7 protein-coding genes and 1 pseudogene are annotated in these 11,337 nt (G+C 73.1%); 6 read left to right on the forward strand and 2 right to left on the reverse strand.

All coding sequences use genetic code 11. The features are described 5' to 3' along the window. Positions 1-28: 28 nt before the first annotated feature. The 6 genes and pseudogenes from LRS74_RS30225 (at position 29) to LRS74_RS30250 (ending at position 8,391) form a co-directional block, all read left to right on the forward strand. Complete coding sequence (locus tag LRS74_RS30225) at positions 29-286, forward strand: phosphopantetheine-binding protein (RefSeq protein WP_144383864.1); 258 nt, start codon at positions 29-31, stop codon at positions 284-286. Further along, positions 273-4,709 carry an amino acid adenylation domain-containing protein gene (locus LRS74_RS30230; RefSeq protein WP_277743985.1) on the forward strand — a complete coding sequence of 1,479 codons (4,437 nt, stop codon included), beginning with the start codon at positions 273-275 and terminating at the stop codon, positions 4,707-4,709. Before LRS74_RS30225 ends, LRS74_RS30230 begins: the two co-directional genes overlap by 14 nt. A gap of 85 nt (positions 4,710-4,794) precedes the next feature. After that, entirely contained in the window at positions 4,795-5,832 is a 1,038-nt protein-coding gene (locus tag LRS74_RS30235) for an ABC transporter substrate-binding protein (RefSeq protein WP_277743986.1), read from the forward strand. Between the two features lie 68 nt (positions 5,833-5,900). Then, the gene (locus tag LRS74_RS30240) at positions 5,901-6,866 is read left to right on the forward strand and encodes an iron ABC transporter permease (protein ID WP_277744993.1); all 966 of its coding nucleotides are present in this window, start codon (positions 5,901-5,903) and stop codon (positions 6,864-6,866) included. Next, positions 6,863-7,633, forward strand: a pseudogene (locus LRS74_RS30245) (ABC transporter ATP-binding protein); the annotation flags it as partial. The gene LRS74_RS30240 and the pseudogene LRS74_RS30245, both read left to right, overlap by 4 nt. A 212-nt stretch (positions 7,634-7,845) precedes the next feature. Next, positions 7,846-8,391: a GNAT family N-acetyltransferase gene (locus tag LRS74_RS30250; RefSeq protein ID WP_277743987.1), complete on the forward strand. Its 546-nt coding sequence runs from the start codon at positions 7,846-7,848 to the stop codon at positions 8,389-8,391. A 70-nt stretch (positions 8,392-8,461) separates the two neighbouring features. Here LRS74_RS30250 and gndA read toward each other — a convergent pair whose 3' ends face one another. Further along, complete coding sequence (gene gndA / locus LRS74_RS30255; RefSeq protein WP_277743989.1) at positions 8,462-9,919, reverse strand: NADP-dependent phosphogluconate dehydrogenase; 1,458 nt, start codon at positions 9,917-9,919, stop codon at positions 8,462-8,464. Positions 9,920-10,320: 401 nt separating this feature from the next. Then, complete coding sequence (locus LRS74_RS30260; RefSeq protein WP_277743990.1) at positions 10,321-11,247, reverse strand: helix-turn-helix transcriptional regulator; 927 nt, start codon at positions 11,245-11,247, stop codon at positions 10,321-10,323. Positions 11,248-11,337: the final 90 nt, after the last annotated feature.

Genomic DNA, 11,337 nt, shown 5'->3' on the forward strand with positions numbered 1-11,337 from the left:
GCATCCGAAGAGAGCAAGAGAGAACCACATGTCTGAGACCTTGACGCTGGAGACCTTCCGCGCGGACCTGGCGGAGTTCCTGCACCAGGCCCCCGAGGAGGTCGACCTGGAGGAGAACCCGCTGTTCGCCGGGTTGGACTCGCTGCGCATCGTCACCCTCGCCGAGCGCTGGCGGGACGCCGGGGTGCCGGTGACCTTCCTGGAGCTGGCCGAGCGCACCTCGTTCGCCCAGTGGTGGCAGCTGCTGTCGGACCGTCAGTCCGGAGGCGCACGTGCCGACGCCTGACCAGTCCGCGGCATCCGCGAAGACCCCGGGGACCACGGAGCCGGCGGCGCGCCAGCCGCTGCTGGCCGCCATGGAGGGTCTGTGGAGCGGCCAGCAGCTGGACCTGGACAGCCCCGCGTACAACACCGCGGAGTACGTGCTGATCCACGGCCCGGTCGACATCGCCCTCTTCGAGCAGGCGATACGCCAGGCGGTCGCCGAGTCCGAGGCGCTCAACATCCGCTTCGTCGTCGAGGACGGCCGGCCCTCCTACCTCGCCACCCCCGTCACCGACTGGGCGGTGCACCACGCCGACCTCACCGACCGGAGCGACGCGCACGCCGCCGCCCGGGAGTGGATGGCGGCCGACATGGCCCGCCCCGTCGACCTGGAGCGCGACCCGCTCTTCGGCCACGCCCTCTTCAGGACCGGCGCCGAGGAGTACCTCTGGTACCACCGCGTCCACCACATCGCGCTCGACGGCTTCGGCCTGTCCCTGGTCGCCCGCCGGGTGGCCGAGGTCTACACCGCGCTGGCGGCGGGCGAGCCCGTCGGCGACAGCGGCTTCGGCACGCTGGCGTCGGTGCGCGAGGAGGAGCTGGCCTACCAGAACTCCCCGCGCTTCGCCAAGGACCGCGCGTACTGGACCGAGCGCTACGCCGACCGGCCCGAGGTGGTCAGCCTCTCCGACCGCTCCGGGCTGCCGGCGCGGGAGTTCCTGCGTCGGGTCACCGACCTGGACCCCGAGGCGACCGAGGCGCTGCGCGCCAGGGCCCGCGAGCTGTCCGCACCCTGGTCGGAGCTGCTGCTGGCGACCACCGTCGGCTATCTGCACCACGTCACCGGCGCCCCCGAGGTCGTCCTCAGCCTGCCCGTCATGGGCCGCCTGGGCTCCGTCGCGCTGCGCGTCCCCGCCTGCGTCCGCAACGTCCTCCCGCTGCGCGTCGCGGTCGGCCCCCAGGACACCCTCGGTGACCTGGTGGCGCGGGTCTCCGCCGAGCTGCGCGCCGGCCTGCCGCACCAGCGCTACCGCTACGAGCACATCCGGCGCGACCTGAAGCTGGTCGGCGGGCAGCGCCGGCTGTCCGGCCCGGGCGTGAACATCATGCCCTTCGAGTACGACCTGCGCTTCGCCGGACACCGCTCCACCGTCCACAACGTCTCCGCGGGTCCCGTCGACGACCTGTCGGTCAACGTCTACGACCGTGCCGACGGCGCCCTGCGGATCGCCTTCGACGCCAACCCGGACCTCTACGACGAGGCCGAGCTGGCCCGCCACCAGGAGGGGCTGCTCACGCTGCTGCGCGCCCTCCTCGCCGACCCCGGCCGTGAGCTCGGCGCCGCCGAGGCGCCCGTGGCCGTCACCGGGCGGGTGCTGGCCACCCTCGACGGCGGCCCGCTGCCGCGCCCGGCCCGCTCGGTGCTGGACCGCATCACCGAGCACGCGGTGCGCCGCGGCGACGCCATCGCCCTCGAGCACGGGGACCGCCGGGTCAGCTACGCGCAGCTGCTCGGCGAGGCACAGCACCTGGCCGGGCGGCTGGCCGCGCGGGAGATCGGCCCCGGCTCGCTGGTGGCGCTCGCGCTGTCCCGTGGCGTCGACACCGTCACCGCCATCCTGGGCGTGCTGCTCTCCGGCGCCGCGTACTGGCCGGTCGACCCGGCCACGCCCGCGACCCGGCTGGCCGCGCTGCTCGACGACGCCGGCGCCGCGCTCGTCCTCACCGACGAGGCCCACGCGGCCGGGCTCCGCGCGACCGCGCCGGTGCCGCTGCTGCTGGTCGACGACGCGGGCGCCACCACGGCGAGCGAGGCCCCGGTCCGCCCCGCCCCGCTGGCGCAGCCCGCGCCGGAGCAGCTCGCGTACGTCATCTACACCTCCGGCTCCACCGGGCAGCCCAAGGGCGTGGAGATCAGCCATGGCGCGCTGGCCCACTTCACGGCGGCCGCCGGGCTGCGCTACGGGCCGCAGACGCGCGACCGCGTGCTCCAGTTCGCGCCGCCGCAGTTCGACGCCAGTGTCGAGGAGATCTTCCTGACCCTGTGCACCGGTGCCACCCTGGTCATCCGCACCGAGGAGATGACCGAGTCCATACCCGGCTTCCTCGCGGCCTGCGAGCGGCTGCGGATCAGCATGCTGGACCTGCCGACGGCCTACTGGCACGAGCTGGCCTACGCGGTCTCCACCGGCGCCGCCACCCTGCCCGAGGCGGTGCACACCGTCATCATCGGCGGCGAGGCGGCGCTGCCCGAACGCGTCGACCGCTGGCGGGAGTCGGTGGGCACCTCGGTGCGGCTGTTCAACACCTACGGGCCGACCGAGGCCACCGTGGTCGCCACCGCCGCCGAGCTCCAGGACCCCGCGCTGAGCGCGGGCGACGTGCCGATCGGCACCCCGCTGCCGGGGCTGCGCGCCGTCCTCACCGAGGCGGCCGACGCCACCGACGACGACAGCGGCACCGTCGGCGAGCTGCACCTCGTCGGCGACGCGCTGGCGCTCGGCTACCGCGGCGCCCGCCAGCCGGACAACGCCCGCTTCGCCCCGCTGGACGGACTCCCGGACCGGCCGCGCGCCTACCGCACCGGCGACCTGGTGCGGATCGGCGACGACGGACTGCTCCGGTTCGTCGGCCGGGTGGACGGCGAATTCAAGATCAGCGGCCATCGCGTGCACCCGGCCGAGGTCGAATCGATTCTGCTCGGCCACGCCGGAGTGCGCGAGGCCGCGGTCGTCGGACAGATCCTCCCCGACGGCGGCCGGCGGCTCGTCGCCTACATCGTGCCCGCCGACGGTGCGGAGCCCACCGCGGAACCCATCCGGGAACACCTGCGCGCCGCGCTGCCCGCCGCCGTGGTCCCCTCCGCCATCGAGTTCACCGACCGACTGCCGCGCACCGGCACCGGGAAGATCGACCGCAGGGCGCTGGCCGAACCGCGCTCCGCCGCGCCCCAGGACACCGCCGACAGCACCCCGGCGGCCGCGGCCGCCAGCCCGCTGGAGCGGACCATCATGGGCGTGTGGGCGCAGATCCTGGGCGCCGAGGACATCACCCCGAGCGACGACGTCTTCGACCTGGGCGCCCAGTCCCTCCAGGCGATCCAGGTGGCCAACCGGCTCGGCGTCGAGCTGGACCGCGAGGTGAAGGTGGCCTGGCTGTTCCAGCACCCGACCGCGGCCGAACTGGCCGGCTTCCTGGAGCCGGCGGGCGAGGAGCGGACCAGCGAGGGCGGACTGCCGGCGGCGGTGCTCGCCGACGCCGTACTGGACGAGGACATCCGGCCCGGGACCGCGCCCCGTGCCGGCGGCGCGCCGCGCCGGATCCTGCTCACCGGCGCCACCGGCTTCGTCGGCTCCCACCTGCTGGCCGAACTCCTCGCCACCACCGAGGCGGAGATCGTCTGCCCGGTGCGCGCGAGCAGCCCCGACGAGGCCGCCGAGCGCGTCCGGCGGGCGCTGGCCGACCAGCAACTGCCGCTCCCCGTCGACCGGGACCGGATCACGGCGGAGCCCGCCGACCTCGCCCGGCCGCACCTGGGCCTGACGCCCGAGCGCTTCGCCGAACTCACCGAGAGCGTCGACGCGATCTACCACAACGCGGCGACGGTCAGCATCATGCGCGACTACGCCAGCCTGCGCGGCGCCAACACCGAGTCCACCCGGTGGCTGCTGCGGATGGCCGCCGCCCGCTCGGTGCCGCTGCACCTGGTCTCCACCCTGTCCACCACCCCGCCGCTGCGCCACGCCCCCGAGGTGACCGAGGAGTTCTTCGGCCCCCACCCCGGGCTGATCTACGGCTACCAGCAGTCCAAGTGGGCGTCCGAGCGGCTGCTGGAGCAGGCCGCCGAGCGCGGCCTGCCGGTCACCCTGCACCGCCTGGGCCGGATCGTCGGCCCGGCCGGCACCGGGTACGTCAACGAGCGGGACTTCCTGTGGAGCGTGCTGCGCGCGGGCATTCCGGCCGGCATCGTGCCCGAGCTGTTCGAGGCGGAGGTGTGGACTCCGGTCGACTTCGTGGCGCGGGCGGTCGTACGGCTGTCGAGTGCCGCGGACGGGTCCGGTGAGGTGGTGTTCAACCACGCCCCCGTGGAGCCGGTGCGGCTGGCCGACCTCTACGGCTGGGTGCGGGAGTACGGCTACCCGGTGCGGTCGATGCCGCTGGCCCGGTGGCGTGCCGAACTGCCGCGCGTCGCCGACGTGGCGGCCACCACGCTCGCCTTCTTCGACTCCTCGGACGACGCCCAGTCCGAGAGCGGGGAAAGCGAGGAGCTGGACCTGCGGCTGGGGCGGGTGCGCGCGGACCACGTGCTGCGCGGCCTCGCGGGCACCGGCGTCTCCTGCCCGGAGATCGACCGGACCCTGGTGTTCCGTTACCTTGATCACTGTGTGAAGGCCGGAACCCTGCCGCAGCCGCCCGCGGACGGCGGTGAGGACGAAAAGTCCTGACCGCCCGGGTGAACCCGGGGAACTGGGGCGGACCGTGCCACGACTATTGGTACATAGTCCGTCCCAGTTCCCCGAGGAGCCCCCGATGCTGAACAGACGACTCGTGGCCGCGGTCATGGCCGGAGGTCTCTCCCTGACCGCTGTCGCCTGCGGTTCCTCGTCGTCCGACGACGACAAGCCGAAGGCGGGCGGCACCGGGGGCAAGGGATACCCGGTGACCCTCGAGAACTGCGGGCGGTCCACCACCTACACCAAGGCCCCCAGCCGGGTCGTGGTGATGAACGGCGCCTCCGTGGCCGAGGTCTCCACCCTGCTCGCCCTGGGCGTCGGCGACCGCATCGTCGCCAACCAGCAGTCGTACGGGCAGTCGGAGGTCAAGGGCCGGGCCGAGAAGATCGCCAAGCTGCCCACCGGCGACATCAAGCCCAACGACGCCTTCGACGTCCCGCGCGAGTCGATGCTGGGCCTCCGCCCCGACCTGGTCCTCTCCACCACCGCCTACGGCTTCAAGTCCGAGAACGGCTTCGCCACCCGCGACGACCTCTCCACCGTCAACGCCAACACCTACATCTCGCCCAGGGGCTGCGACGAGGACACCTCCGGGATGCGCATCGACGACAGCTACACGCTGCTGCGCGACCTCGGCAAGATCTTCCAGAAGCAGGACCGCGCCGAAGAGCTCATCGCCGCGTCCAAGAAGAAGATCGACGCCGTGGCCGCCAAGGTGAAGGGCGAGAAGCAGCCCCGCGTGATGGTGGTCTTCTCCAACATGCAGATGGGCACCAACGACTTCAGCGCCGTGGCCGCCAACGGCATCTGGAACGACATCCTCGCCAAGTCCGGCGGCACCAACGCGTTCTCCTCCGTCACCAAGAACACCTTCGCCGACCTCAGCAAGGAGAAGGTCGCCGCGGAGTCCGTCGACGCGCTCGTCGTCATCGGTTACCAGGACAAGAACCCGGCGGCCTACGCCCGCAAACTGCTCAAGGAGTTCCCCCAGTGGCCGGCCGCCAAGAACAACCGGTACGTGACGCTGTCCGACTCGGCCTACCTCGGGCCGAGCAACGAGCTGGCGGTCGACCGGATCGCCCGGATGCTGCACCCCGACGCCTTCAAGGAGTGACCTCTCCGGGTCGGCGGGCCCCCCTCCTGCCGACGCTGGTCGCCCTGCTCGTCACGCTGGCGGCGGTGATGGTGGTCGCCGTCAGCATCGGCGCGGTCAACGTGCCGCTGCGCGACGTGTGGAGCATCATCTGGCACCACCTCAGCGGCGACGGGCGGGTGGCCGACCCCGCCCTGGACCAGATCGTCTGGAACTTCCGCACCCCGCGCGTGGTTTTGGCGGCCCTGGTCGGCGCGGGGCTGGCGGTCTCCGGCGTGGTGCTCCAGGCGGTGGTCGCCAACCCGCTGGCCGACCCGTATGTGCTCGGCGTCTCCTCCGGCGCCTCGCTCGGGGCGGTCATCGTCTTCACCACCACCGCCGGCGCGCTGGGCGGTCTCGGCGTCTCCGCGGCCGCCTTCCTCGGCGCCATCGGGGCCATGGTGCTGGTCTTCCTGCTCGGCCAGAAGCGGGGGCGGCTGGCCCCCACCCGGCTGGTGCTGTCCGGCGTGGCGGTCGGCTATCTGCTGCTCGCCGCGACCAGCTACCTCCAACTGCGCGCCACCCCCACCGAGCTGCGCACCGTGATGTTCTGGATGCTGGGCAGCGTGGCGGGAGCCACGTGGGAGCAACTGCCCATCGTCACCACCGTGGTCCTCACCACGACCGTGGCCCTGGCCCTGTTCGGCCGCCGGCTCAACGCCCTGCTGGCGGGCGACGAGTCGGCGACCGCCCTCGGCGTCGACGTGCACCGGCTGCGCGCCGTGCTGCTGGTGCTCGCCTCCCTGCTCACCGGCACGGTCATCGCGGTCGCCGGCGGCATCGGCTTCGTCGGCCTGATGATCCCGCACCTGGTGCGGCTCGCCGTCGGGGCGGACCACCGCAGGCTGCTGCCGCTGGCCGCCGTCGTCGGCGCGACCTACCTGGTCCTGGTGGATCTGCTCTCCCGCACCCTGACCCGGCCCAACGAACTCCCGCTCGGCATCCTGACCGCGCTGTTCGGCGCGCCCTTCTTCCTCTGGCTGCTGCGGCGCAACAAGAGCCTGGACTCCCTATGAAACTGACCGTGGAACAGCTCCATGTCACCCTGGACAAGCAGCCGATCCTGAGTGACGTGAGCCTGGAGGCGAACAAGGGCGACATCGTCGGTCTGGTGGGACCCAACGGCAGCGGCAAGTCCACGCTGCTGCGCGCCGTCTACCGCTCGCTGCGCCCCGAGCGGGGCGCGGTGCGGGTGGACGGCGACGACGTGTGGAGCCTCTCGCCGCGGGCCGCCGCCCGACGCACGGCGGCGGTGCTCCAGGACGGCGGCGGCAGCCCCACCGGACTCCGCGTCCGGGAGATCGTCGCACTGGGCCGCACCCCGCACCACGGGCTGCTGGGCAGGGAGGGCGCCGAGGACCACCGGGTGGTGGAGGAGGCCCTGGACCGCTGCGGCGCCCGGCCGCTGGCCGACCGGGACTTCGTCTCCCTCTCCGGCGGCGAACGGCAGCGGGTGCTGCTGGCCCGGGCGCTCGCCCAGGACCCCAGGCTGCTGGTGCTGGACGAGCTCACCAACCACCTCGACATCCGGGCCCGCTTCGAGGTGCTGGAACTGATCCGGGCCACCGGCACCACCACCCTGGCGGTGCTCCACGACCTCGATCTGGCGGTGCGCCTCTGCGACCAACTGGTCGTCCTGCACGAGGGCACGGTGGTGGCCGCCGGCCCCGTCCTCGACGTGCTCACCCCCGAGATCCTGCGCACCGTCTTCGGCGTGGTGGCTCGCACCGAGCGCCATGCCGACGGCGTCATCCGCGTCACGTACGGCGCCCAGCCGCTGGCGGCGGGGGCGCCACGGGAGCCGGAGCCGGCGGAGGCGTCGCGGACCACGGGCGTCTCGCGGGCGTCGGACGACTTGCCGCACGCGTCGCCCGAGGCGCCGCCGGCGTCGGGCGCGCCCCGGGCCCCGGACGTGCCCGAGCCGTCGGACGTACCGGCCTGACCCCGGGCGAAATCGGCTGGTTGCCGTGGAGCGGCCTGTGCTTTCCTGCCGAGATGAACAGTGAGAGACCTGCACAGCTCGACAGGCGGCCCGGCCGCTCGGTCCGTCGGAGGACCGGCGGTGATCTCGCGGACTGCGTGCGGCTCCTCGCCGAGGTCCACCAAGGCGACGGCTATCCGGTGAACTGGCCCGAGCGGCCCGAGGAGTGGCTCTCCCGGGCCTCCTCGCTCGGGGCCTGGGTCGCCGCGCTCGACGGTCGCCTCGCGGGCCACATCAGCCTCTCCCACAGCGGCGAGGGGGATCTGGCTCCCGGGCTGTGGAGCGAGCGGAACGGCACCGGCCCCGAGCGCGCCGCGGTCGTCGGCCGACTGTTCGTCGCTCCCCGTGCGCGGGGGCACGGACTCGGCGCCCTCCTGATCGACCGGGCGGTGCGGGAGTCCCGGAGCCATGGTCTGCACCCGGTGCTCGACGTCGTGGCCTCCGACACGGCCGCGGCCGCCCTCTACGAGCGGCTGGGGTGGCGGCGGATGGCCACGGTCGAGCAACAGTGGGACCCGCGGCGGACGGTGGCCGTCCACTGCTACGCGGCGGCGCCCTGACGCCCCGGGCCGCGCGAGGGTCGGGCACGGCCCCGCCGCCCTGAGGGCCGCGGGGCCGTCGATGGGCGGCCTACGCCTCCACCTCCCGGCGATCCTCGGACCACAGTGTGTGGAAGGTGCCCTCGCGGTCGGCGCGCTGGTAGGTGTGCGCGCCGAAGAAGTCGCGCTGCGCCTGAGTGAGCGCCGCCGGCAGCCGGTCGGCGCGCAGCGCGTCGTAGTAGGCGAGCGCGGCGGAGAAGCCGGGGGTGGGCACGCCGTGCCGGGCGGCGGCCGCGACCACCGAACGCCAGTCGGCCTGGGCGTGCCCGACCTCGTCGGCGAAGCGCTGGTCCGCCAGCAGGCTGGGCAGCGCCGGGTCGGCGGCGAAGGCGCTGCGGATGTGGTCCAGGAAGGCCGCGCGGATGATGCAGCCGCCGCGCCAGATCGCGGCGATCGCGCCCAGGTCGATGTCCCAGCCGTACTCCGCGGACGCCGCCTGGATCATGTTCCAGCCCTGGGCGTAGGACATGATCTTCGAGGCGTACAGCGCCTGCTCCACCCGCTGCGCGAAGTGCTCCGCGTCCTCGCCCTCCAACACCGGTCCCTGTGGCCCCGGCAGCGCGGCGGCGGCCTTCCGCAGCTCGGTGTGGCCGGACAGCGACCGCGCGAAGACCGCCTCGGCGATCCCAGGGATCGGCGCCCCCAGGTCGAGCGCCGTCTGCACGGTCCACCGCCCGGTGCCCTTCTGCTCGGCCCGGTCGGCCACCACGTCCACGAACGGCTCGCCGGTCCCCGCGTCGGTGTGCGCCAACACCTCCGCGGTGATCTCGATGAGATACGAGTCCAGCCTCCCGGCGTTCCACTCCCGGAAGACCTCCGCGATCCGCGCCGGCTCGTAACCGGCCACCCGACGCAACAGGTCGTACGCCTCGGCGATCAGCTGCATGTCGGCGTACTCGATGCCGTTGTGCACCATCTTGACGAAGTGTCCGGCGCCGTCGGTCCCGATGTGGGTGCAGCAGGGCGCGCCGTCCTTGGCCTTGGCGGCGATGTCCTCGAACAGCGGTCCGACGGATGTGTAGGACTCGGCCGATCCGCCGGGCATGATGCTGGGCCCGTGGAGCGCCCCCTCCTCGCCGCCGGAGATGCCGGTCCCGACGAAGTGGATGCCGCGCTCCCGCAGCGCCTTCTCGCGGCGTCGGGTGTCGAGGAAGTGCGCGTTCCCGCCGTCGATGATCATGTCGCCCTCCTCGAGGAGCGGTGCGAACTCCTCGATGACGGCGTCGGTGGCCTCCCCGGCCTTCACCATGATCATCAGCTTGCGGGGCTTCCGCAGCGCGGCCACGAACTCCTCGGCGGTCTCGGTGGGGACGAAGTCCCCCTCGTGGCCGTGCTGCTCGACCAGCGCCTTGGTCCTGGCGTGGGTGCGGTTGTGGAGGGCGACGGTGTGTCCGTGGCGGGCGAAGTTGCGGGCGAGGTTGCCGCCCATGACGGCGAGTCCGGTGACGCCGATGTGCGCGGTGGCGGTGGGGGAGGGGGTGCTGGGCATGGCGGTCTTCCACTCCTGTCGCGTGCGTCGAAGGCTTGTGCGAGGCGTCAACGCCGGGGGCTCCGAGGATCTTCCTCGCGGGGCGGCCGGGAATCGCGTGGCCATGGTCGCACGGGGGTGGCTGGGGGACGGGGCACGCGTGGGGAGTGGGGGTGGGCGTGTCACCGTGGTGGCGGCGGTCCCGGGGTGTCCCCGTCACCGCACATCGCCCGCCGGTACAGCGTCGACAGCGCGTCGTCGGCCGTCGCCGGTGCCACCGGCTGATCTCCGGGTGCCGATCGCGACGCTTCCGTCCGGCGCGCGCCGGCGGCTTCCCCGCCGCCCGACGGTGGTGAGCCGTCGGGCCGCGCCGACGTCGCCGGGATCGCGGCGGCACCGCGCACGCCGCCTGTCCCGGTGACTCAGATGCTGGTGGCCATGGGGGATAACCCCGCCGCTCGCCGTGGGCGTGGGCTGGGCTTGGCGGGAGGGGGCTCGGTGGGGATGAGGCCGCACGACTGGGCGCGCAGCACGGTGGAGACGCGGTCCTTGGTGCCGAGCTTGCGGTAGATGCTCTCGATGTGCTTCTGCGCGGTGCGGACGGAGATGCCGAGGCGGCGGCCGATCGTGGCGGCGGTGAGCGCGTCGGCGAGGAGGGCCAGCACGGTGATCTCACGCGGTGTCAGGCGGGCCTCGGTGGCCTGCTCGGCCGGGGTGAGGCCGGCCTCGCGGTCGGGTCCGGGGCGCGGCCCCGCGGTCGTGTCGGCGGCTCGTCCCCGAGGGGCGGATCGAGGCGCCTCGTCGGCTTTGTCGCCGGGGGAGTCAGCCCCGAACGCGCGCCAGCGGTGCAGTCGGGTGACCTGCCTGTCGACCCCGGCGAGAAGTGGTTGTACGCGCCGAGCATAGGCCAGGTGGTCGTCGGTGAACCCGCTGCCCGAGCGATACACGAGTAATCCTCGAACGGGCTTGGAGGTATCGGTGAGTGGGAGCGCGAGGATGTGGTCCGCGGCCAATGCCTTTCGCGTCAGCGCCGCCGCGTTGCTGTTTCGCCATTCAGCCTCACCCAGGACCTGGCAGGCGGTTACCGGCGCCCGGTCCGTGGAAGAAGCGTAGTGTTGCGCGATGGGGTAACAGTGACGGAGTAATCGCTGGCTGTAATCGCCGGCGTGGTTCTCGCGCGAGCCGTCGGGCATCCAATGGGTGACGCCCGCGGGGCCTGTCCATTCCTTGGACGCGGACTCCAGAACGAGGAACTCTCCGCCGCAGGCGCGGAGTAACTCGACGACGATCGGCGGCCACAGCTGCCCCGGGTCGTGCTCGTGAAGTGCCGCGATGGCAAGGTCGAGCATGCGCTCATGATCATCTGAGGGCCTGTATGACACCGTTTCCCCCGTTGTCGATACGTACATTTACTTATACCAGTAGCACCGTGCCCCGGG

It is taken from the genome of Streptomyces sp. LX-29, from assembly GCF_029541745.1.
GTDB lineage: Bacteria > Actinomycetota > Actinomycetes > Streptomycetales > Streptomycetaceae > Streptomyces.